At 64.5% G+C, this 23,272-nt stretch carries 18 protein-coding genes; 14 read left to right on the forward strand and 4 right to left on the reverse strand.

The window, feature by feature from the left end; all coding sequences use genetic code 11:
- Positions 1-64: 64 nt before the first annotated feature.
- A complete protein-coding gene (locus tag U0034_RS27260) occupies positions 65-1,594 on the forward strand; it encodes an AMP nucleosidase (protein WP_085227700.1) in 1,530 nt (509 codons plus the stop codon).
- A gap of 78 nt (positions 1,595-1,672) precedes the next feature.
- Here the strand turns inward: U0034_RS27260 and U0034_RS27265 are convergent, their stop codons facing one another.
- On the reverse strand, positions 1,673-2,422 hold the full coding sequence (locus U0034_RS27265) for an LOG family protein (protein ID WP_085227577.1): 750 nt from the start codon (positions 2,420-2,422) through the stop codon (positions 1,673-1,675).
- 1 nt (position 2,423) lies between these two features.
- On the opposite strand from U0034_RS27265, the gene polA reads away from it, so the two are divergent.
- The 4 genes from polA (at position 2,424) to U0034_RS27285 (ending at position 8,433) form a co-directional block, all read left to right on the forward strand.
- Positions 2,424-5,204 carry a DNA polymerase I gene (gene polA / locus U0034_RS27270; RefSeq protein ID WP_085227576.1) on the forward strand — a complete coding sequence of 927 codons (2,781 nt, stop codon included), beginning with the start codon at positions 2,424-2,426 and terminating at the stop codon, positions 5,202-5,204.
- A gap of 100 nt (positions 5,205-5,304) precedes the next feature.
- A complete protein-coding gene (locus tag U0034_RS27275) occupies positions 5,305-6,654 on the forward strand; it encodes an NAD(P)/FAD-dependent oxidoreductase (protein WP_085227575.1) in 1,350 nt (449 codons plus the stop codon).
- A gap of 149 nt (positions 6,655-6,803) precedes the next feature.
- The gene (locus U0034_RS27280) at positions 6,804-7,361 is read left to right on the forward strand and encodes a hypothetical protein (protein WP_139831157.1); all 558 of its coding nucleotides are present in this window, start codon (positions 6,804-6,806) and stop codon (positions 7,359-7,361) included.
- Between the two features lie 199 nt (positions 7,362-7,560).
- Positions 7,561-8,433 carry a dienelactone hydrolase family protein gene (locus tag U0034_RS27285; protein ID WP_085227573.1) on the forward strand — a complete coding sequence of 291 codons (873 nt, stop codon included), beginning with the start codon at positions 7,561-7,563 and terminating at the stop codon, positions 8,431-8,433.
- Positions 8,434-8,564: 131 nt separating this feature from the next.
- On the opposite strand, the gene U0034_RS27290 is transcribed toward U0034_RS27285, so the two are convergent.
- Positions 8,565-9,434, reverse strand: a complete 870-nt coding sequence (locus tag U0034_RS27290) for a sulfurtransferase (RefSeq protein ID WP_085227699.1) — start codon at positions 9,432-9,434, stop codon at positions 8,565-8,567.
- Between the two features lie 119 nt (positions 9,435-9,553).
- Positions 9,554-10,660 (reverse strand): aromatic ring-hydroxylating oxygenase subunit alpha, encoded by a 1,107-nt coding sequence (locus tag U0034_RS27295; RefSeq protein ID WP_085227572.1) that lies wholly within the window; start codon positions 10,658-10,660, stop codon positions 9,554-9,556.
- Positions 10,661-11,019: 359 nt separating this feature from the next.
- Here U0034_RS27295 and U0034_RS27300 point away from each other — a divergent pair, with 359 nt between their 5' ends.
- The 4 genes from U0034_RS27300 to folE2 all read left to right on the forward strand — a co-directional run bounded on the left by U0034_RS27300 (position 11,020) and on the right by folE2 (position 15,156).
- Complete coding sequence (locus U0034_RS27300) at positions 11,020-11,340, forward strand: exodeoxyribonuclease VII small subunit (protein WP_085227571.1); 321 nt, start codon at positions 11,020-11,022, stop codon at positions 11,338-11,340.
- The gene (locus U0034_RS27305; RefSeq protein WP_085227570.1) at positions 11,337-12,221 is read left to right on the forward strand and encodes a polyprenyl synthetase family protein; all 885 of its coding nucleotides are present in this window, start codon (positions 11,337-11,339) and stop codon (positions 12,219-12,221) included. Before U0034_RS27300 ends, U0034_RS27305 begins: the two co-directional genes overlap by 4 nt.
- Before the next feature lie 85 nt (positions 12,222-12,306).
- Complete coding sequence (gene dxs, locus U0034_RS27310; protein WP_085227569.1) at positions 12,307-14,202, forward strand: 1-deoxy-D-xylulose-5-phosphate synthase; 1,896 nt, start codon at positions 12,307-12,309, stop codon at positions 14,200-14,202.
- 144 nt (positions 14,203-14,346) lie between these two features.
- Positions 14,347-15,156 (forward strand): GTP cyclohydrolase FolE2, encoded by an 810-nt coding sequence (folE2, locus tag U0034_RS27315; protein WP_085227568.1) that lies wholly within the window; start codon positions 14,347-14,349, stop codon positions 15,154-15,156.
- A 77-nt stretch (positions 15,157-15,233) separates the two neighbouring features.
- Here folE2 and tsaD read toward each other — a convergent pair whose 3' ends face one another.
- Positions 15,234-16,259 (reverse strand): tRNA (adenosine(37)-N6)-threonylcarbamoyltransferase complex transferase subunit TsaD, encoded by a 1,026-nt coding sequence (gene tsaD / locus U0034_RS27320; RefSeq protein WP_085227567.1) that lies wholly within the window; start codon positions 16,257-16,259, stop codon positions 15,234-15,236.
- A gap of 108 nt (positions 16,260-16,367) precedes the next feature.
- On the opposite strand from tsaD, the gene U0034_RS27325 reads away from it, so the two are divergent.
- From U0034_RS27325 to rpoD, 5 genes are all read left to right on the forward strand, one after another.
- Entirely contained in the window at positions 16,368-17,585 is a 1,218-nt protein-coding gene (locus U0034_RS27325) for a BaiN/RdsA family NAD(P)/FAD-dependent oxidoreductase (protein ID WP_085227698.1), read from the forward strand.
- A gap of 71 nt (positions 17,586-17,656) precedes the next feature.
- Positions 17,657-17,869 (forward strand): 30S ribosomal protein S21, encoded by a 213-nt coding sequence (gene rpsU / locus U0034_RS27330; protein WP_018439737.1) that lies wholly within the window; start codon positions 17,657-17,659, stop codon positions 17,867-17,869.
- Between the two features lie 384 nt (positions 17,870-18,253).
- Complete coding sequence (locus U0034_RS27335) at positions 18,254-18,700, forward strand: GatB/YqeY domain-containing protein (RefSeq protein WP_085227566.1); 447 nt, start codon at positions 18,254-18,256, stop codon at positions 18,698-18,700.
- Between the two features lie 57 nt (positions 18,701-18,757).
- Positions 18,758-20,644: a DNA primase gene (gene dnaG, locus U0034_RS27340; protein WP_085227565.1), complete on the forward strand. Its 1,887-nt coding sequence runs from the start codon at positions 18,758-18,760 to the stop codon at positions 20,642-20,644.
- A 102-nt stretch (positions 20,645-20,746) separates the two neighbouring features.
- Positions 20,747-23,215: an RNA polymerase sigma factor RpoD gene (gene rpoD, locus U0034_RS27345; protein WP_085227564.1), complete on the forward strand. Its 2,469-nt coding sequence runs from the start codon at positions 20,747-20,749 to the stop codon at positions 23,213-23,215.
- Positions 23,216-23,272: the final 57 nt, after the last annotated feature.

The raw sequence follows: 23,272 nt of genomic DNA on the forward strand, positions 1-23,272 counted from the left end.
CGCGGGCGGGGTCGCGGCGGAGCCGTTCGTGGTAATGTCGTCACGTGAACCGAGGCAAGCCGAAATGAAAAACGATATGACGACACAGCACACGGGGGCCTTGCGCCCGAGCGATTTTCCCACCGAGGCCTACGGCGATCCGGCCGATGCGGTTGCGCGGCTTTCGGCGATCTACGAGGCGAATACGGCATTTTTACGCGATGCGTTTGCGCGGTATCGGCGCAACGAGCCGTTCGGCGAGCATGTGCGCGCCTGCTATCCGTTCGTGCGGCTGCAGACGGAAGTCAATACGCGCGTGGATTCGCGCCGTTCCTATGGCTTCGTGGCGGGCCCCGGTGTCTATGAAACGACGGTGACGCGCCCCGATCTTTTCGGCAACTACTACCGCGAGCAACTGCGGCTGCTGGCGAAGAACCATCATGTGTCGATCGAAGTCGGCGTGTCGCAGCATCCGATTCCGATTCACTTCGCCTTTGCCGAGGGCATTCATCTGGAGGGCGATCTGGGCCGCGAACGGCTGATGGCGATGCGCGACGTGTTCGATACGCCCGATCTCGCCCAGCTCGACGATCGGATCGTGAACGGAACGTACGAGCCGGCGCCCGGCGAGCCCTATCCGCTCGCGCTCTTCACGGCGCCGCGGGTCGACTTCTCGCTGCATCGGCTCAAGCACTACACGGCTACGTCGCCTACCCACTTCCAGAATTACGTGCTGTATACGAACTACCAGTTCTATATCGACGAATTCACGAAGCTCGGGCATGCGCTGATGTCGCATACCGACGACGAGGCACTGCGCGCCTATCGCAGCGAGTACACCTCGTTCGTCGAGCCGGGAGACGTCGTCACCTACAACGCGAATCTGGGCGAGCAGCCGGACGAAGGCACGCCGCCCGCCCGGCTGCCGCAGATGCCGGCCTATCATTTGAAGCGCGCGGACGGCAGCGGCATCACGATGATCAACATCGGCGTCGGCCCGTCGAATGCGAAGACGATCACGGATCACGTTGCCGTGCTGCGTCCGCATGCGTGGATCATGCTCGGCCACTGTGCAGGACTGCGCAACACGCAGCGGCTCGGCGACTACGTCCTCGCTCACGGGTACGTGCGCGAGGACCACGTGCTGGATGCGGACCTGCCGCTCTGGGTGCCGATCCCGGCGCTCGCCGAGGTGCAGGTGGCGCTCGAGCGCGCCGTCGCGCAGGTGACGCGGCTGGAGGGCGTGGAACTCAAGCGCGTCATGCGCACGGGCACGGTGGCGAGCGTCGACAACCGCAACTGGGAGCTGCGCGATCATCGCGAACCGGTGCAGCGGCTCTCGCAAAGCCGGGCCATCGCGCTCGACATGGAAAGCGCCACGATCGCGGCGAACGGCTTCCGTTTCCGCGTGCCCTACGGCACGCTGCTGTGCGTATCGGACAAGCCGCTGCACGGCGAGCTGAAGCTGCCGGGCATGGCCGACCAGTTCTATCGCGCGCAAGTGGATCAGCACTTGCAGATCGGCGTGAAGGCGATGGAGCTGCTGCGCATGAACGGCCTCGACCGCCTGCACAGCCGCAAGCTGCGCAGCTTCGCCGAGGTGGCGTTTCAGTAATTCAGCAATGAAGCGCGAGCGAAGCGAAGACCTCTCGCCACGGCCGGCCGCCCTTTGCGCGGGCGGCCGGCGTTCGGCTCAGAGATAGAACATCCGATCTTCTTCGGACTTGGCCTCGGTGGCTGGCTGCGTGCCTTCGCGGTCTTCGTAGAACGCGAGCACGGCCTCGAGCACCTTGTCCGGATCGTCGATCACTTGCATGAGGTTCATGTCCTCGGGATTGATGAGGCCCATCGGCAGCAATGCCGTTTCGAACCAGTGCAGCAACCCCTTCCAGAACTCGGCCCCCACGAGAATGATCGGCACGTGGCGCGACTTCTTCGTCTGAATCAGCGTGAGCACCTCGGCGAGCTCGTCGAGCGTGCCGAAGCCGCCAGGCATGACGATCACCGCATCCGAGTTCTTGACGAACGTGACCTTGCGCGTGAAGAAGTGCCGAAAGCGCAGCGAGATGTCCTGCCACTGGTTGCCCGATTGCTCGTGCGGCAGCTCGATGTTGAGCCCGACGGACGGCGCCTTGCCCGCGTGCGCGCCCTTGTTCGCGGCAGCCATGATGCCGGGGCCGCCGCCGGAGATGACGGCGAAGCCGGCATCGGAGAGCTTGCGCGCGATTTGCGTCGCGAGCTTGTAGTAGGGCGAATTCGGCTTGAGACGCGCCGAACCGTAGATGCTGACGGCGGGGCGGATCTCCGAGAGGTACTCGGTTGCCTCGATGAACTCTGCCATAATCGTGAACATCTGCCACGACGCGCGCGCCTTCTTGGCTGTTGCGCGCTCTTGATCTGCGAGCGATCGCAGACTCGGAATCACTTTTCTTCTCTTGTTCATAATGCCTGCAGAACGGAACCTGGAAGGTAAGACTCTCGTGCTCGTCGACGGCTCGAGCTATCTCTATAGGGCTTACCACGCGATGCCTGACTTGCGCGGTCCGGACGGCGAACCGACGGGTGCGCTCTACGGAATCGTCAACATGCTGCGACGCATGCGCAAGGAAGTCACCGCAGAGTATAGCGCGTGCGTGTTCGACGCCAAGGGCAAGACGTTCCGCGACGATTGGTACCCCCAGTACAAAGCCCATCGCCCGCCGATGCCCGACGATCTCGGGAAGCAGATCGAGCCGATTCATTTCGCCGTGCGTGCGTTGGGCTGGCCGCTGCTCATGGTGGACGGCGTCGAAGCCGACGACGTCATCGGCACGCTGGCGGCCGAGGCCGAGCGGCAAGGCATGAACGTGCTCGTCTCGACGGGCGACAAGGATCTGGCCCAACTCGTGAGCGATCGCGTCACGCTCGTCAATACGATGACGAACGAGAAGCTCGATCGTGAAGCCGTGATCGCAAAGTTCGGCGTGCCGCCCGAACGGATCGTCGACTACCTCTCGCTCATCGGCGATACGGTCGACAATGTGCCCGGCGTGGAGAAGTGCGGCCCGAAGACGGCCGTCAAATGGCTCATGCAGTACGGCACGCTCGACGATATCGTCGCGAATGCGGGCGACATCAAGGGCGCTGTCGGCGAGAACCTGCGGCGTGCGCTCGATTTTCTGCCGCTGGGCCGCAAGCTCGTAACGGTCGAGCGCGCCTGCGATCTGAAGGACCATGTCGAATCGATCGAGGCGTCGCTCGTCACGCGGCCCGAATCGCCGCTCGAGCTGCGCGAGATCTTCATGCGCCACGGCTTCAAGACGTGGCTGCGCGAAGTCGACGCGCTGATCGCGAGCGCGGAAGACGCGCAGGCACTCGAGCCGGGGTTGACCGGTTCCGCCGCGGTGTTGGCGGCCGAGCCGGCGCCGACCATCGACGCGCCGCGCTGCTACGAAACCGTGCAGACGTGGGAGCACTTCGATACGTGGCTCGCCAGGATCGACGCCGCCCCGATCACCTCCTTCGATACGGAAACGACCTCGCTCGACCCGATGCGGGCCCAGATCGTCGGGCTGTCCCTCTCCGTGGGTGCCGGTTGCGCGGCCTATGTTCCCCTCGCGCACCGGGGCCCCGACGCGCCTCGGCAGTTGCCGCGCGACGAAGTGCTCGCCAAGCTCAAGCCGTGGCTCGAAAGCCACGACAAGAAGAAGCTCGGGCAGCATCTCAAGTACGACGAGCAGGTGCTGGCGAACTACGGTATCGCGCTGAACGGCATCGAGCACGATACCCTGCTCGAGTCGTATGTGCTCGAGTCGCACCGCACGCACGACATGGACAGCCTCGCCATGCGTCACCTGGGCGTGAAGACGATCAAGTACGAGGAGGTGGCGGGCAAGGGCGCGCAGCAGATCGGTTTCGACGAAGTGCCGCTCGAGACCGCCGCCGAATATGCGGCCGAGGATGCCGACATCACGTTCCAGCTGCACACGGCGCTCTATCCGCAAGTGGAAGCCGAGCCGGGGCTCTTGCACGTCTATCGCGACATCGAAATTCCGACCTCGCGCGTGCTGCGCAAGATGGAGCGCAACGGTGTGCTGATCGACAGCGAACGGCTGCGCCAGCAGAGCAATGAAATTGCGTCTCGGCTCATTCAGCTGGAGGCCGAGGCGTATACGCTCGCGGGCGGCGAATTCAACCTCGGTTCGCCGAAGCAGATCGGCCAGATCTTTTTCGAACGCCTGCAACTGCCCGTCGTCAAGAAAACGCCGAGCGGCGCGCCTTCCACCGACGAAGAAGTGCTGCAAAAGCTCGCCGAAGACTACCCGCTGCCGAAGCTGCTGCTCGAGCATCGTGGCCTCTCGAAGCTGAAGTCCACCTATACGGACAAGCTCCCGCGCATGGTCAATCCGGACACGGGGCGGGTGCATACGAACTATGCTCAGGCCGTTGCCGTCACCGGGCGCCTTGCGTCGAACGATCCGAATCTGCAAAACATCCCTGTGCGCACGGCCGAAGGGCGGCGCATTCGCGAAGCGTTTATCGCGCCGCCGGGCAGCAAGATCGTCTCGGCCGACTACTCGCAGATCGAACTGCGGATCATGGCCCACATTTCCGGTGACGAGTCGCTGCTGCGCGCGTTCTCGCAGGGCGAGGACATTCATCGCGCGACGGCCGCCGAAGTGTTCGGCGTCACGCCGCTCGAAGTCACGAGCGACCAGCGCCGCATCGCCAAGGTCATCAATTTCGGCCTCATCTACGGCATGAGCTCGTTTGGCCTCGCTTCGAATCTCGGCATTACGCGCGACGCGGCGAAGCTCTATATCGACCGTTACTTCGCCCGTTATCCCGGCGTCGCACGCTATATGGACGACACGCGCGCGAGCGCCAGGCAAAAGGGCTATGTGGAAACCGTATTCGGCCGCCGGCTCTGGCTGCCTGAAATCAACGGCGGTAACGGGCCGCGCCGTCAGGCCGCGGAACGGGCCGCGATCAATGCGCCGATGCAGGGCACGGCGGCCGATCTCATCAAGATGTCGATGATCGCGGTGCAGGACTGGCTCGAACGCGAGCGGGCCGCGAGCCTGATGATCATGCAAGTGCATGACGAACTGGTACTCGAAGTCCCCGATAGCGAACTTCCCACGGTGCGCGAGAAACTGCCGCAGCTCATGTGCGACGTAGCCGAGCTCAAGGTGCCGCTCGTCGCCGAAGTCGGCGTCGGTACGAACTGGGAGGAAGCGCATTGATGCGCTGAGCCTGCCTCGTCGTTTCGTCGTCCCGCCGCGGCGCCGCTCGACCGGCGCCCGCGACCAGAAGAATCAGCAACGGCAGATACGGAGAATCAGCATGCATCGTTTCATCGTGGTTGGGGGAGGTGCCGGGGGGCTCGAGCTCGCGACGCGGCTCGGCGATCGATATGGCACGAGCAGGGGGCGAGCCGAGCCGCGCGCGCTCGTCACGCTCGTCGATCGCTATCCGACACACATCTGGAAGCCGCTGCTGCATGAGGTGGCGGCCGGCAGCATGGACCCCTTCACGCAGGAACTCGAGTATGCGGCTCAGGCCCGCTGGCACGGCTTCGAGTTTCAGCAGGGCGAACTCGTCAGTTTGGACCGTACTGCCAGGCGCATCACGCTCGGGCCCGTGCTCGACGACGATGGCGCCGAACTCCTGCCCTCGCGCGAACTCGAGTACGACACGCTCGTGATCGCCATCGGCAGCACGACGCATTTCTTCGGCGTGAAAGGCGCGGAGGAGCATTCGATCGCGCTCGATACGGTGGGGCAGGCCGAGCGCTTCCGCAAGCGGCTCATCGCCGCTTGCATGCGCGCCGAACACCGGCAGCACGAGGCCGTGGAAAGCGGCCCCGGCACATCGCCCGAGACCGAGCCGCGCATTCAGGTGGCGATCGTCGGCGGCGGCGCGACGGGCGTCGAACTCTCGGCGGAACTGCGCAATACTGCCCAGGTGCTGTCGGCCTACGGCCTGCACAAGCTCGACCCGCGCCACGACATCGGCATCGTCCTGATCGAGGCGGGGCCGCGCATTTTGCCGGCGCTGGCCGAGCGCGTTTCGAGCGCGACGGCCGAACTGCTGCGCAAACTCGGGGTCAAGCTGATGATCGGCGAGACGGTGGCAGAGGTCGCGCCCGGTGTGGTGCGCACGGCGAGCGGCAAGACGGTGCGCGCCGATCTGACCGTCTGGGCCGCGGGAATCAAGGCGCCGGCCGTGCTCGGCAGGCTCGATGGGCTGCCGGTGACGCGGCTCGGACAGTTGTCCGTGCGCCGAACCCTGCAGACCGAGATCGATGACAACGTCTTCGCCCTCGGCGATTGCGCCGCGTGCCCCTGGCCCGGTAACGAACGCAATGTCCCGCCGCGTGCCCAGGCCGCGCATCAGCAGGCAAGCTTTCTTCTTAGGGCACTCGGCAACCGCCTGGAAGGGCGGCCGTTGCCCGAGTTCACTTATCGCGACTTCGGCTCGCTCGTGTCGCTCGGGCACTTCAGTGCGGTCGGCAACCTCATGGGTGGGCTGATCGGCGGCAACATGCTCGTGGAGGGGCTCTTCGCGCGGTTCATGTATATGTCGCTCTACCGGCTCCATATCGCTGCGCTGCATGGCTATCCACGCATGATGCTCGATACCGTCGCGCATTGGCTGCGTCGCACGACGTTGCCGCGCGTGAAATTGCATTAGCAGTTCGACTGCTGGGCGCGCGGCTGAGCTATCGTCTGAATTTTCGGGAACGCTGAACTCAGTGGCTTTCGGCCGGGTAGATTGCCGGTTTTGGCAAATCGAGAGGTCATGCGGCGCCGTCACTGCACGGCGCCGCGTTCACGAATCCGATGACGACGGTGCACCCCCCCGAAGCAACTCACATGGTCTCCTTTCCCGACTGGGAGCCGGACAACAATGCGCTGGGCTATTGTTCCAGCAGCGCTCAGAACCCAAATCTCACCATTACGCTCACCCCTATTGGAAAAGCCTGGAGCAGGTGGGCGCTGGCCGGAACGAACGTGATCGTCAAATGGCTGAAACTGCCCGGCACCCCTGAATATCTTCATGTGCTCGACGGCGAGACGTCCACGTCGATGCGATTGCCGCGGCGTTTGCGTCAACGCTCCGCGATGGACATCGTAAGAGTCAACACATCGCTTTCCACGCATTTTGGTGTTCGTACGGTGCTTTACTACGGGAAAACGGCCGCGTTCGCCAACGACGCGATCACCGTGACGCCGCTTGGCAAATGGCTCTACGCCGTACCGATGGGCTCGACTATCGAAATCATCAACCTGAGCGACCCCGGTAATGGGTTGAAAAGCGGCGTATTCGGCTCGCAGTCGACTATCGAAAAGAATTCGATTGCACCGGCCAAATTCTTCAAGGACGCTCCCGCCGCATGACGAATACCCGGCGGATCTGTCGATAGCGCCGCTTCTCCTTGCTGACTTGCTCTGAACGGATCGAGCAGATCGGGTACGATGCGCGCAAGCCGTGGTTTCGTGTCGGCCTGTTGCAGCCTGTTTCCGCTTGTTTCCGCTTGTTGCGCCGTGGACCTCGTGCTGGTGCGGGCCCCCTTTTGATCCCGAGAAGGAGCGAACGATGCTGAGCCCCGATGTCGATAGCCTTATTCCGCAGGTACCTTTCGACCGTCGCACTTTTTTGAAAGCGGCGATCGGCAGCGGGTTCGCTGCAGCCGTCCTTCCCGTGTCGGCGCAAACGGTGCATACCGACAGCACGGGCCTCGAGGCCGGCCCCGTGTCGTTCGAATCCCAAGGCGCCTCCGTGCCGGCCTATCGCGCTCAGCCGATCGGCAAGCGCCACTTGCCGATCGTCGTCGTCATTCATGAGATATTCGGCGTGCACGAACATATCGCCGACGTATGCCGGCGTTTCGCCAAGCTAGGCTACCTCGCCGTCGCGCCCGATCTTTATTCGCGGCAGGGCGATGCATCGAAGTATCCGTCGATTCAGGAGCTCAACGATAAACTTGTCAGCAAGGTGCCCGACGCTTCGGTGATGGCCGACCTGGACGCCGCCGTGCAATGGGCGGCGCAAAACGGCGGCGATGCGGACAGGCTCGGCGTGGTCGGTTTCTGCTGGGGCGGGCGGCAGGCATGGCTCTTTGCCGAGCACAGCACGCGGCCGAAAGCGGTGGTGGCGTTCTATGGCCGCGTGGCCGGTACCCGCAGCGGGAACACGCCGTCGAACCCGATCGACCGCGCGGCCGATCTTCATGCCCCGGTTCTGGGGCTTTACGGTCTACAGGATGCGAGTATCCCGCAGGATACGCTGGAGCAGATGAAGGCGCAGATCGCGCGCGGGCCACAGGCGGCGCGAGGCTCCGAGTTCGTGGTCTATCCCGATGCCGGCCACGCGTTCTTTGCCGATTACCGCCCGAGCTATCGCAAGGCCGATGCGGAAGATGCCTGGCGCCGCACGCTCGCCTGGTTCAAGGATCACGGTGTGGCCTGAGCCCCGCTCCCGCGTCTTGCTCCTGCGTCTAGATCGCTACGCGCCGAGCGAAGCGAAAAGGCGCAGGCCGAAGGCACGCGCGCATGCCCCTCGCCGAAGGCGCGAAGCACGCGAACAGGCCGAGCGGCCGATCAGGGGGTCGGGCCCGTTGCCACCGCGCGCCCCGGCTCGGCGCACCATTCGCTCCAAGACCCCGGATAAAGCGCTGCGCCATGCAGGCCGGCTACTTCCATCGCCAGTGCGTTATGGCAGGCCGTGACGCCAGAGCCGCACTGCAGCACGACGTGTTCGGGCTGCGTCGAACCCATGACGGCCTTGAACTCGTCGCGCAGCGTATGCGCCGGCTTGAAGCGCCCGTCGGCCGTGAGGTTGTCTTTGAAGAAACGGTTCGCCGCGCCGGGAATGTGCCCGGCGACGGGGTCGATCGTCTCGTTCTCGCCGCGGTAGCGATCCGGCGAACGGGCATCGACGACGAGCCTGTCGTGCGTTGTCAGGTTCTGCTCGACCGCATGCGCGTCGACGGTGACGGCAAGCGGTGCACCGGCCTTGAAGTCGCCGCGCTTGCGCGCGGGCGTCGAGGTTTCGAGCGCATAGCCGCCCGCCTGCCACGCCTGCAGCCCTCCGTCGAGCAGTGCCACGGAATCGTGGCCGAGCCATCGCAGCAGCCACCAGAGGCGAGCGGCAAAGGCGCCGCCTTGCGCGTCGTAGGCGACCACCTGTTGGTGCTGCATGAGGCCATGGGCGGCGAGTGTATCGACGATCGCCGACCGATCGGGCAGCGGGTGGCGCCCGTTCTTGCCCGTTGGCCGGCCTGACAGGTCGCGCTCGAGATGCAGGTAATGCGCGCCCGGAATGTGTCCCGCCGCGTAGGCTTGCTCCCCCGCGCCGGGGTTGGCCAGATCGAAGCTGCAATCGAAAACGAGCACGCTGTCGGGAGCACCCGCGAGGCGCTCGGCCAGATTGCCGGGCAGGATCAAGGTGGTGTAATGGGTGTGCGGCATCATGGTCCTCGTTGGGGGCGAGCGCCCCATCGGCGCTGTTTGTTCCAGTCTAGACAAAAAGACGGGCAAGGGGCGCTCGCGCCGCCTTGCCCGTCTTTAGCGTTTTGCCGCAGCGCGGCTCAGATATGGCCGAGCTCGCGGCGCAGGAATTCGTGAAAATGCTGCATGCCGTCTTCCATGGGGCTCTGATACGGCCCGACCTGTGACTCGCCGCGCTGCATGAGTGCGAGCCGGCCCGCATCCATGCGCTCGGCGATTTCGTCGTCCTCGCGCGCCGTTTCCATGTAGGCCGCCCGCTCGGCTTCGACGAATTCGCGTTCGAAGAGTGCGATTTCCTCTGGATAATAAAACTCGACGATGTTCGTGGTCTTGCCCGTGCCGCGCGGGATCAGCCAGGAAACGACGAGCACGTGCGGGTACCACTCGATCATCAGATTGGGGTAGTACACCATCCAGATCGCGCCGTATTCGGGCGCCTTGCCGTTGCGCATGCGCAGCACTTCGTCTTGCCACTTGCGGTACACGGGGCTACCCGCCTTCGCCAGTTCCGCATGCACGCCCACCGTCTGCACGCTGTACCACTTGCCGAACTCCCATTGGAGGTCGTCGCAATTGACGAAACTGCCGAGACCGGGATGGAACGGCACGACGTGGTAGTCCTCGAGGTAGACCTCGATGAACGTCTTCCAGTTGTAGTTGCACTCGTGTACTTCGACGTGATCGAACATGTAGTCCGAAAAGTCGAAGTGATGGCGCGTGCCGAGGTCCGCGAGGTCTTTCGCGACGTCGCGGCCCTGGGTTTCGAACAGCAGGCCCTGCCAGTTCTGCAGCGGCGATGCGCCGAGGTTGAGGCAGGGGTTGTCGGCAAAATGCGGGGCGCCGAGCAGTTCGCCATCGAGGTTGTAGGTCCAGCGGTGCAGCGGGCACACGATGTTACCCGCCTGCCCGCGGCCGTTGAGCATGATCGCCTGCCGATGACGGCATACGTTCGAAAGCAGTTCGATTTCCGAGCGCTCGTTGCGAACGAGGACGCGGCCCTCGTTTTCGCTCGGCAAGGCGAAGTAATGCCCGGCCTCGGGCACCATCAGTTCGTGCCCGACGTAGCGGGGACCCTTCTTGAAGAGTACTTCCAGTTCGCGCGCGAGAAGCGCTTCGTCAAAGTAAGCCGTGACAGGCAGCTGGCTCGAAATGGCCTTGAGCTGCAACGCATTGCTCAGATTGGACATTCCCACTCCCGGTGAAGACGTGAAAGCAGTGAACAACCCAACCATCGAAGATTCGATTTGGGAAGCCGGCGATTATACCCTTTCCCTTCCCCTTGGGACAGATAAGTCTATGATTTGTGTAAAAAACCGCCGACGCCTGCCCGAATCCGGGCCATGCGGAGCCCGGGTCCGCCGTGCGGAGCGGGGGCATAAGCAGGTGCGCAAGCGAGTGCCCGCGCACGGTTGCGGCGCTGCGCGCGCCGGCCCCGCGGCACGCGGGCGGTGTGCGTGTTTCACCGACGCGACGCGGGCGGATGGGGCCTGTTGGGCGCTTTTGCCGTAGAATGTCCGACTTGTTTTCGAATTCACCCCTATCTTCGATGGCGAAAACCGTGTCCCGGGATCCTGCTGCGCCTGCCGCAGGCGGCCAAAACGGCAATGGCGGCAATGGCGGCGAGCTCCCGCTGCCTGACAGCTACGAAACGGCCGTCGCGGAACTGGAGCAGTTGGTCGCGCGGATGGAAGGTGGCGCGTTGAGCCTCGAGGAGTCGCTTGCCGCTTATCGGCGCGGCGCGGCGCTCGTGGCGTACTGTCAGCAACAACTGGAGAAGGTGGAGCAGCAAGTGCGCGTGCTCGACGGCGAGACGTTGAAGCCGCTGCCCGCCGGCACCTCTGCCGCGGACTGCGGAGACGATCTATGACATTTGAAGAATGGATGCGCGCGGTGCTCGCGCGCGTCGAATCGGCACTCGAACATTACCTGCCGGCAGCCGGTACGGAGCCGGCCCGGCTGCACGAAGCGATGCGATATGCGGTGCTCGGCGGCGGCAAGCGCGTACGGCCGCTGCTCGCGCATGCGGCCGGCGAACTGACGAGCGCACAGCCGAAGGCGCTGGAAGCCGCGTCGGCCGCGCTCGAGATGATTCACGTGTACTCGCTCGTGCACGACGACATGCCCTGTATGGACGACGACGCGCTGCGCCGGGGCAAGCCCACCGTGCACGTGCAGTACGACGAGCCCACGGCGCTGCTCGTCGGCGATGCGCTGCAGTCCCAGGCGTTCGTCGCGCTGACCGACGAGACGGTACTCGATGCGCGCCAGCAGGCGGCGCTCGTGCGCGAGCTCGCGTTCGCTAGCGGCTCGCTCGGCATGGCCGGGGGGCAGGCGATCGATCTCGCGAGCGTTGGCCTCACGCTGTCGCGGCCGCAGTTGGAGACGATGCACAGAATGAAGACGGGGGCGCTGCTGCGCGCGTCGGTGCGCATGGGCGCGCTGGCGGGCAGTACGCCCGACGCCGCGGCGATGCGTGCGCTCGACGCCTACGCGGCCGCTGTCGGGCTCGCCTTCCAGGTGGTCGACGACATTCTCGACGTCACCACCGATTCGGCAACGCTCGGCAAGACCGCGGGCAAGGACGCGAAGGACGGCAAGCCGACCTACGTGTCGATCATCGGGCTTGATGCCTCGCGGGCGTTGGCTGCGCAGCTGCGGCGCGACGCACACGAGGCGCTGGCACCGTTCGGTGCTCGGGCTCAGCGCCTGGCCGAGTTGGCCGACCTGGTCGTCAACCGGGTGAGTTAATGCGAAAGCCCGCCGGCGCGCGCGAAGGCTACGGGGTGCGCGAACAACGAAGCGGGCGCGTGAGATTTCCTACAATGGAACGACGATGTACGACTTGCTGAAAACCATCGACGACCCGGCGGACCTGCGCCGGCTAGACCGTCGTCAACTGAAGCCCCTCGCGGACGAGCTGCGTGCGTACGTGCTCGACAGCGTATCGCAAACGGGCGGGCACTTGTCGTCGAACCTTGGCACGGTCGAGTTGACGATCGCGCTGCATTACGTATTCGAGACGCCCCACGACCGCATCGTCTGGGACGTCGGCCATCAGACCTATCCGCACAAAATCCTGACCGGGCGCCGCGACCGCATGCATACGCTGCGCCAGCGCGGCGGCATTTCAGGCTTTCCGCGCCGCGTGGAATCGGAGTACGACACGTTTGGCACGGCTCATTCGAGCACGTCGATTTCGGCCGCGCTCGGCATGGCCATCGCGAGCAAGCTCGAAGGGCAGAACCGTTTCTCGATTGCCGTGATCGGCGACGGCGCGATGACGGCCGGCATGGCGTTCGAGGCCATGAACAACGCCGGCGTTTGTGACGACGTGCCGCTGCTCGTCATTCTCAACGACAACGACATGTCGATTTCGCCGCCTGTCGGCGCGCTGAATCGCCATCTCGCGCGACTGATGTCGGGCCGTTTCTACGCGGCCGCCCGCGCGGGCGTCGAACGTGTGCTGCGCGTCGCGCCGCCGGTGCTCGAACTCGCGCGCAAGCTCGAGGAGCACGCGAAGGGCATGGTCGTGCCGGCCACGCTCTTCGAGGAGTTCGGCTTCAACTACATCGGCCCGATCGACGGCCACGACCTCGATTCGCTGATCCCCACGCTGCAGAACATCCGCGAGCTGCGCGGCCCCCAGTTCCTGCACGTCGTGACGAAGAAAGGCCAGGGCTACAAGCTCGCCGAGGCCGACCCGGTGCTTTATCACGGCCCCGGCAAGTTCAATCCGGCCGAAGGCATCAAGCCGTCGTCGTCGCCGAGCAAGAAGACTTACACCCAGGTGTTCGGCGAGTGGCTCTGCGACGCGGCGGAACTCGATTCGCGCGTGGTCGGCATCACGCCCGCGATGCGCGAGGGCTCGGGGCTCGTCGAGTTCGAAAAGCGGTTTCCCGATCGCTACTTCGACGTCGGCATCGCGGAGCAGCATGCCGTCACGTTCGCGGGCGGGCTGGCGGCCGAGGGCATGAAGCCTGTGGTGGCCATCTATTCGACCTTCCTGCAGCGCGCTTACGACCAGTTGATTCACGACGTGGCATTGCAAAATCTGCCCGTCGTGTTTGCGATCGACCGTGCGGGCCTCGTCGGTGCCGACGGTGCAACGCATGCGGGCGCCTACGATCTTGCGTTCCTGCGCTGCATTCCGAACATGACGGTCATGGTGCCGTCCGACGAGAACGAATGCCGCCAGATGCTCTATACGGCGCTGCAGCAGCCGAACCCGACGGCCGTGCGCTATCCGCGCGGCGCCGGCACGGGTGTGGCCACGGTCAAGCAGATGACGGAGATTCCCGTCGGCCGCGGTGAGATTCGCCGCCAGTCCACGGCGGCCAAGGGCAGCCGCATCGCAATCCTCGCATTCGGCACGATGGTCGCGCCGGCGCTGGCTGCGGCGGAGAAGCTCGACGCCACGGTGGCCAACATGCGCTTTGTCAAGCCGATCGATGCCGAGCTCGTGCTCGAGCTCGCCAAGACGCACGACATGCTCGTGACGGTGGAAGAGGGTTGCGTGATGGGCGGGGCAGGCTCTGCCTGTATCGAATCCCTGCTCGCCAACGGGGTTGTTCGCCCCGTACTACAATTGGGCCTCCCCGACACCTTCATCGATCATGGCGATCCGGCGAAGCTGTTGGCGGAATGCGGTCTCGACGGCGCGGGGCTCGAGAAATCGATTCGCGCGCGGTTCCTCGAGCCTGCCGCCAAACTCGCGCAGCGCGTCGCATAAGCCATCGCGTGCCGCGCCGCCGCGTCGGCTGCCGCACGTTCCGCATGCATGCATGGGCCTTCGCGGCCCATGTTTCGTTATAGGCTTGACCAGACCTGCCGGGCACGGCGCGTCTGGCGCTGCGTCCTTCAGGACAGAACAACGATGAATCACATGAATCCAGCCTTCGTGATGCCCGACGTTCAGAGCTCGGTCGATACTCGCCAGATTGCTATTCAGCGAGTCGGCGTGAAGGGCGTACGGCATCCGCTGACGGTGCGCACACTGCGCGGGGACGCGCAGCCGACGGTCGGCACGTGGAATTTGGACGTCCATCTTCCGGCGGACCAGAAGGGCACCCATATGTCGCGCTTCGTCGCGTTGCTGGAAGACGGCTGTGCGCCGCTCGATTCGGCGACGATGCGCGCGATGCTCGCCGCGATGCTCGAGAAACTCGAAGCTTCGGCAGGCCGCATCGAGGTGACGTTTCCGTACTTCGTGAGCAAGACGGCGCCGGTTTCAGGCGTGTCGAGCCTGCTCGATTACGAAGTCACGATGACGGGTGAGTTGCGTGACGGTGCCCTGCGTGCCTTTTTGCAGGTGCTCGTACCGGTCACGAGCCTCTGCCCCTGCTCGAAGGAAATTTCGCAGTACGGCGCGCACAATCAGCGTTCGCACGTGACGATCCGGGCCGAGCTTGCGGCGGATATGCCGGCGGAAGAACTGATCCGGATCGCCGAGGAAGAAGCGTCGTGCGAGTTGTGGGGGCTGCTCAAGCGCCCGGACGAAAAGTTCGTGACCGAGCGCGCTTACGAGAACCCCAAGTTCGTCGAGGATCTCGTGCGCGACGTGGCGCGGCGCCTGGATGCCGACGAGCGCGTCGCGGCGTATGTGCTCGAAGCCGAGAACTTCGAATCGATCCACAATCACAGCGCTTACGCCGTGATCGAGCGCGATAAGCGCCATCCCGCCTGATTTTTTGCCCCGGTCCGCGGCCGGCATTCGTCCGAGAAGCATGAGCGAACGACAGCCGCGACGGCGCGCCCCGTGGCTCAACGAGCGAGCGAGGACAAATCCCAGCGCGGCTTGACGGTGAATGCGTAGTCGGTGCTGGCCTGCGCGGGCCAGCGCTGCAGGCGCAGCGTGCCTGCCAGCGCGATCATGGCGCCGTTATCGGTGCAAAGTGCAAGGTCCGGGTAATGAACGTCGAAGCCGCGGCGCCGCGCCGCGGTGGACAGCGCTTCTCGCAGTTGCCGGTTGGCGCCTACGCCCCCCGCCACGACAAGGCGCTTGAGCCGTGTTTTCTTCAACGCGGCGAGCGACTTGGCCGCGAGCACGTCCACGGCCGCATCCACGAAGCCGCGTGCGAGGTCGGCTTTGTCCTGTTCGCAGACGTTCGTGCCGAGCTTCTTCATATGCGTGAGCACGGCCGTCTTGAGCCCGCTGAAGCTGAAATCCAGATCGCCCGAATGCAGCATCGGGCGGGGCAGTACGACGGCGCCCGGTATGCCGAACTCGGCCAGCCGGGAGACTTCGGGGCCGCCCGGGTAGCCGAGGCCGAGCAGCTTGGCTGTTTTGTCGAATGCCTCGCCGGCTGCATCGTCGAGCGTTTCGCCGAGCGTGTCGTACTCGCCTACATCGGTGACGCGCATGAGCTGCGTATGGCCGCCCGAGACGAGCAGTGCCACGAACGGGAACGGCGGCGGCTCGGCCACCAGCAGCGGCGAGAGCAGGTGCCCTTCGAGATGATGGATGCCGATGATGGGTTTGTCCCACGCCATGGCGAGCGCATTGGCAATGCTCGCGCCGACGAGCAGGGCGCCGGCGAGGCCGGGGCCCTGCGTGAAGGCGATGGCGTCGATATCGGTGGTGCGGGCACCCGAGCGGGCCAGCACGTCCTCGAGCAGCGGCAGCGCGCGGCGGATGTGGTCGCGCGAGGCGAGTTCCGGCACGACGCCGCCGTATTCGCGATGCATGGCGATCTGCGAATGGAGGGCGTGCGCGAGCAGGCCGCGCTGCGAATCGTAGAGCGCGAGGCCTGTTTCGTCGCAGGAGCTTTCGATGCCGAGAACGAGCATGATGCAAAGGCAGCCGCGGCGAGGCGCGGGTGCGGTGGGCATGAAGAGGAAACGTAGAAGTATATCAGTGCGCCCGGCGGTGCCTCGCGGGCGGTTAGAATGCGCGGCATGGAATCTTTCGACATAGCGGTGATCGGCGCGGGTGCGGCCGGAATGATGTGTGCCGCGGTGGCCGGCCAGCGCGGGCGGCGCGTGGTGTTGATCGACCATTCGCCGCGGCTTGCGGAGAAGATCCGGATCTCGGGCGGCGGCCGCTGCAATTTCACCAATCTGCATGCGGGCCCCGCGAACTATCTCTCGGCCAATCCGCATTTTTGCCGTTCGGCGCTGGCGCGCTATACGCCGCGCGATTTTCTCTCTTTGCTGAAGGCGCACCGCGTGAGCTGGCACGAGAAGCACCGTGGCCAACTGTTCTGCGATCATTCGAGCGAAGCGATTATCGACATGCTCAAGGCCGAGTGCGATGCCGGGAGCATTGCATGGCGACGCCCCGTGGCCGTCGAGGCGATCCGCCATACGGACGGGCGCGGCTTCGTGCTCGATTCGAGTGCGGGGGCGATAGCGGCGCGCGCGCTCGTCATTGCCACTGGCGGCCTCTCTATCCCGAAAATCGGTGCGACCGATTTTGCCTATCGCGTTGCCAAACAGTTCGGCCACAGGCTCGTCGATACGCGGCCGGCGCTCGTGCCGCTCACGTTTTCGTCCGATCAATGGGCGCCCTTCGCGACGCTCTCGGGGGTATCGCTCGAAGTCGAGATTTCGGTGGGCGGCAAGAAGCCCACGGCCGCGTTCGTGGAAGACCTGTTGTTCACCCATCGGGGCATTTCCGGGCCCGGCGTGCTGCAGATTTCGAGCTACTGGCAATCGGGCGAGACCGTGCGCATCGATCTGCTGCCTGGCCGCGATCCGGGCGGCGAGCTGCTTGCCGCCAAGGCCGCGACGAAGCGTCAGATCGGCAGCCTGCTGGCGGAGTGGGTGCCGGCGCGCCTGGCTCATGCCTGGCTCGAAACCCACGACGTGGCGCCGGACGCACGCCTCGCGGATCTGCCCGACAAGGCGCTGCGCCGCGTAGGCGAGGCGCTCTCGCATTGGACGCTCGTGCCGAGCGGCACGGAGGGTTATCGCAAGGCCGAAGTGACGAAGGGGGGCGTCGATACGCGCGAGCTCTCTTCGGCGACGATGATGAGCGAGCGCGTGCCGGGCCTTTTCTTCGTGGGTGAAGCCGTCGATGTCACGGGTTGGCTTGGTGGTTACAACTTCCAGTGGGCGTGGGCCTCGGCCGTGGCCGCAGGGCAGGCCGCGGCCGAAGTTGCACTCGGCGCTTGACAACTTGGGTGAATTTATGCAGAACGTCTGCTATACTCCCGAACCTTTGTGATATTTCCGCCTCTGGAAACATGACGATCATCCGCGTTAAAGAAAACGAGCCCTTTGAAGTCGCGATGCGCCGCTTCAAGCGCACGATCGAGAAGAACGGTCTGCTGACTGAACTTCGTGCGCGCGAGTTCTACGAGAAGCCGACGGCTGAGCGCAAGCGCAAGAAGGCCGCTGCGGTGAAGCGCCATTTCAAGCGCCTGCGCAGCCAGATGCTGCCGAAGAAATTCTACTGATCGAAGTATTTTCCAGCGCGGCGGCCGCCGCGATGTGGCTTTGCCGCTTTGGGCCTTGGGGGCCTTCGGACCTTTGGGACCTTTGGTACCTTTGGGACCTTTGGTACCTTTGGGACCTTTAGTACCTTTAGTACCTTTAGGACCTTTAGTACCTTTAGGGCCTTCGGGTCGAGCGCCGCTGCGTTGGCCGGATGGGGGGCGGCGTGCCCGTGTACGACGGCTGCCTTTGCGGCGCTCTCGCACCCGCTGTCCGATCATGATCGCCGGCGTCGCTACCCAGCGCAACGGGCGTGCGAGAACCCGCTTGAGGAAAGGTCCCAAGCGGGTTTTTGCGCTCATGCAGGCGGCGCGCTATTTTCCTTTCTCTATGGATCCGGGTGAAAGATGAGTTTGAAGGACCGCATCAACGATGACATGAAGGCGGCTATGCGCGCGCGCGAAACGCAGCGCCTGGCCACGGTTCGCCTGCTGCTGGCGGCGATCAAGCAGCGCGAAGTCGACGAACGGACCACGCTGGACGATGCCGGCATCACGGCCGTCATCGACAAGATGATCAAGCAGCGCAAAGACTCGATCAGCCAGTTCGAGGCGGCCGGCCGCACGGACCTCGTCGAACAGGAGAGCGCGGAGTTGGCCGTACTGGCGGCCTATATGCCCGAGCAGATGTCGGAGGCCGAGATCGCCGCCGAGGTGCGGGCGGCGGTGGCGCAAACAGGCGCGGCCGGCCCGCAGGACATGGGCAAGGTGATGGGCTTGCTCAAGGGCAAACTCGCGGGCCGCGCCGATATGACGGCCGTTTCCGGGCTCGTGAAGGCGGCGCTCGCGAAGTAAAGGGGCGGCCGGCCTCCGCGCGTTGCGCGGCAGGTCCGGCCCGAACGCGCACGCAACGTGATTCCGCACTCGTTCCTGCAGGACCTCTTGAATCGCGTCGATATAGTCGACGTGGTGGGCAAGTACGTCCAGCTGAAAAAGGGCGGCGCGAATTTCATGGGGCTGTGCCCGTTTCACAACGAGAAGAGCCCCTCGTTCACCGTGAGCCCGACCAAGCAGTTCTACCACTGCTTCGGCTGCGGCGCGCACGGCACGGCGATCGGCTTTCTGATGGAGCATGCCGGGCTCGCATTTCCCGAGGCCGTCAACGAGCTGGCGCAGTCGGTCGGCCTCACGGTGCCGCAGGAGCCGTCGCCCATACGCGCCGGGGGCGGAGGGCCGGGGGGCGAGCGCTACGGCGGCGAGCGATCCGCGGGGTACGACTACAAGGCGAGCAGCGCGTTGTCGGATCTCATGCAGACCGCCTGCGACTACTACCGCAAGGCGCTGCGCGGCGCACCCGAAGCCATCCGCTACCTCAAGAAGCGCGGGCTGACAGGCGAAATCGCGGCGCGCTTCGGCCTTGGCTATGCGCCTGACGGCTGGCAAAACCTCGAGGCGGTTTTTCCCGATTACCGCAACGATTCGCTCGTCGAAGCGGGGCTCGTGATCGTGAGCGAGAAGACGGATGCACAGGGGCAGGCGCGCCGCTACGATCGTTTCCGGGAACGGATCATGTTCCCAATCCGCAACGTCAAAGGGCAGGTGATCGGCTTCGGCGGGCGGGTGCTCGAATCGGGCGAGCCGAAGTATTTGAATTCGCCGGAAACGCCGCTATTTAGCAAGGGAAGCGAGTTGTATGGCCTGTTCGAGGCGCGCCTCGCGATCCGTGAGGCGCGTTTCGTGTTGGTCGTGGAAGGGTATATGGACGTGGTGGCGCTCGCGCAGCTCGGGTTTCCGAACGCCGTTGCGACGCTGGGCACGGCCTGTACCCCCGTGCATGTGCAGAAGCTGCTGCGGCAGACCGATACCGTGGTGTTCAGCTTCGACGGCGATGCGGCGGGGCGCCGCGCGGCGCGGCGCGCGCTCGACGCATGCCTGCCCCACGCGGCCGACAACCGGACGATCCGGTTCCTGTTCCTGCCCGCTGAGCACGACCCCGATAGTTATGTCCGGGAGTTTGGCAAGGAGGCGTTCGCCGAGCAGATCGACCGCGCGATGCCGTTGTCGCAGTTCATGTTGAGCGAAGTGGTGGCCGGCAAGGAGCTCGATACGCCGGAAGGGCGCGCCCGTGCGCTTTTCGACGCGAAACCGCTCCTGCAGGCGCTGCCGCCCAATGCGCTGCGCGCACAGATCATGCACATGTTCGCGGAGCGGCTCGACGTGCCGTTCGACGAGGTTGCGGCACTGTGCGACGTCGATGCCCGGATCGTGGCCGCGGCCCGGCCGGCACCGGCGCGCAACGACCGGCGGCGCGTAACGGGGATCGAACAGCGCGCGCTGCGCAATCTCGTCATGTATCCGCGCATCGTGGCGGTGCTCGACGAGCACGACGAGGAAAGCCTTTACGCGCAGGCGCACGGCGAACTCTTTGCCGAAGTGGCGACGCACGCCCGCGCATTGGGGGAGCCGGCCGAGTTTCGCTTGTTGTCCGATTTGCTGCGTACGGGCGCCAACGCGGCGACGTTCGAGGAAATCTTTCGTGAAATTCTGGCCTATGATGAAAATGTGCGTGATTTGCTGCTCCAGAGCCCGGAACAGGACGCCGCCATCGAACAGCACCGCGAACGCGAACGCATCGCGGGCGAAGAACTCCAGGCGGCCATCCGGAAAATGCGTTACGACGCCTGCTGTCAGCGGCTCGAGCGCCTCTCGCGGCAATCGAAGCTCACTTCGGAAGAGATGGCGGAATACGCCGACCTGGATCGCCAGCGTGCGGAGATGAAGCGCAACCTCGGCCTCTGACGGGCCGGGTAGACAGCGTGTGCTATAATAAAAGGTTTCCAGCGGATTGATTTTTCAGGATTTCTGGCAGAGGCGCACAGATACGGCGAGGGCGGAATAGCAATGGCGAAGACGACAGGCGCAAAGGCGGCAGCGGTGACGGGTTCGGGCAAAGGCAAGCGCTCCGGTTCCGGCAAGCCGGCGTCGCAGGCAGTGCGCAAGGCGTCCGAGGCCAAGGCTGCGGCCCCGGTTGCCGCCAGGAAATCGGCAGGTAAGACCGCGCCAGGTAAGGCAGCGGCAGGTAAGACGGTTGCTCGAGCTTCGGCGGTGGCGGCCGGTGTGACGAAGGCGGCGAAAGCGACCGCCAGACCGAAAGCGGAGACGGGAGCCGCCGCTGAGCGGGCAGTAAAGCGGGCAGGTTCGAAAAGCGTAGTGGGCGCGGCTGCCAGGCCGGACGATTCGGCAGTGCGCGAAGCCCAGGTATCCACGGTGCAACCGGCTGAAGTCCAACAGCCGCGAGTCGAGACTAATGCCGGTACGGCGAACTCCATGACGAAAAAGCTGAACGAAGTATCCGTCGATGACGACGCAACCCAGGCCGACGAACAGCAGACGGCGCCTCCGGGCAAGGCCGAGAAGGCCAGAGCGCGCGACCGTCGCGCGAAGGAGAAGGCGCTTCTGAAGGACGCATTCGCGTCGACTCAGCCGGGCACCGCCGAGGAGCTCGAGGAACGCCGTTCGAAGCTGCGTGCGCTGATCAAGCTGGGCAAGGAGCGGGGCTTCCTGACCTACGCCGAAATCAACGACCACCTGCCCGACAACTTCACGGAAACGGAAGCGATCGAGGGCATCATCAGCACGTTCAACGACATGGGCGTGGCGGTGTACGAGCAGGCGCCCGATGCCGAGACGCTGCTGTTGAACGACAACGCGCCGAATGTGGCGTCGGATGACGAAGTCGAGGAAGAGGCGGAAGTCGCGCTTTCGACGGTCGACTCCGAATTTGGCCGCACGACCGACCCGGTGCGGATGTACATGCGCGAAATGGGCACCGTCGAGCTGCTCACGCGTGAAGGCGAAATCGAGATCGCGAAGCGGATCGAGGACGGTCTCAAGCACATGGTGATGGCGATTTCGGCGTGCCCGACGACGATCGCCGACATCCTCGTCATGGCCGAGCGTGTGGCGAACGACGATCTGCGCATCGACGAACTCGTCGACGGCCTGATCGATCCGAATGCCGAAGACACCGACGGCTTCTCGGCGCAGGAAGCCGAATCGATCGAGAACGAGAACGAGGCAGCCGAGGAAGAGGACGAGGAAGAAGAGGAGGAGGACGACGGCGCGGCGCAGGCAACGGCCAATGCGGCGCAGCTCGAGGCCTTGAAGCGCACCTCGCTCGACAAGTTCGCGCTCATCAGCGAGTGGTTCGACAAGATGCGCCGAGCCTTCGAGAAGGAGGGCTACAAGTCGAAGTCGTACCTCAAGGCGCAAGAGGCGATTCAGAACGAACTGATGTCGATCCGCTTCACCGCGCGCACCGTCGAGCGCCTGTGCGACACGCTGCGTGCGCAGGTGGACGAAGTGCGTCAGGTCGAGCGTCAGATTCTGCACATCGTCGTCGACAAGTGCGGCATGCCGCGTGCGGAGTTCATCGCGCGCTTCCCGAGCAACGAAACGGACCTGGACTGGGCCGAGAAGATCGTTGCCGAGAGCCACCCGTACAGCGCGGTGCTCTCCCGCAATATTCCCGCGATCCGCGAGCAGCAGCAGCGTTTGCTCGACCTGCAGGCGCGCGTGGTGCTGCCGCTGAAGGATCTGAAGGAAACGAACCGTCAGATGGCGGCCGGCGAATTGAAGGCGCGTCAGGCCAAGCGTGAAATGACCGAGGCGAACCTGCGTCTCGTGATTTCGATCGCAAAGAAGTACACGAACCGTGGCTTGCAGTTCCTCGACCTGATTCAGGAAGGCAACATCGGCCTGATGAAGGCGGTGGACAAGTTCGAATATCGTCGCGGCTACAAGTTCTCGACATACGCAACGTGGTGGATCCGCCAGGCCATTACGCGTTCGATCGCGGACCAGGCGCGCACGATCCGTATTCCGGTTCACATGATCGAGACGATCAACAAGATGAACCGTATTTCGCGGCAGATCCTGCAGGAAACGGGCCTCGAGCCCGATCCGGCTACGCTCGCCGAGAAGATGGAAATGCCCGAGGACAAGATCCGCAAGATCATGAAGATCGCGAAGGAGCCGATCTCCATGGAAACGCCGATCGGGGACGACGACGATTCGCATCTTGGCGATTTCATCGAGGATACGAACACGGTTGCGCCGTCGGATGCCGCGTTGCACGCGAGCATGCGCGACGTGGTGAAGGACGTGCTCGATTCGCTGACGCCGCGCGAAGCGAAGGTGCTGCGCATGCGCTTCGGTATCGAGATGAGCACCGATCACACGCTCGAAGAAGTGGGCAAGCAGTTCGACGTCACGCGCGAGCGGATTCGCCAGATCGAGGCCAAGGCGCTGCGCAAGCTGCGTCATCCGAGCCGCTCGGATAAGCTCAAGTCGTTCCTCGAAGGCAGCTAATCGAGTATCATTCTGTGCCAGGCCCGGCGTGAAGACACCGGGTCTTTTTTTGTCCTT

It is taken from the genome of Trinickia caryophylli (assembly GCF_034424545.1).
GTDB lineage: Bacteria > Pseudomonadota > Gammaproteobacteria > Burkholderiales > Burkholderiaceae > Trinickia > Trinickia caryophylli.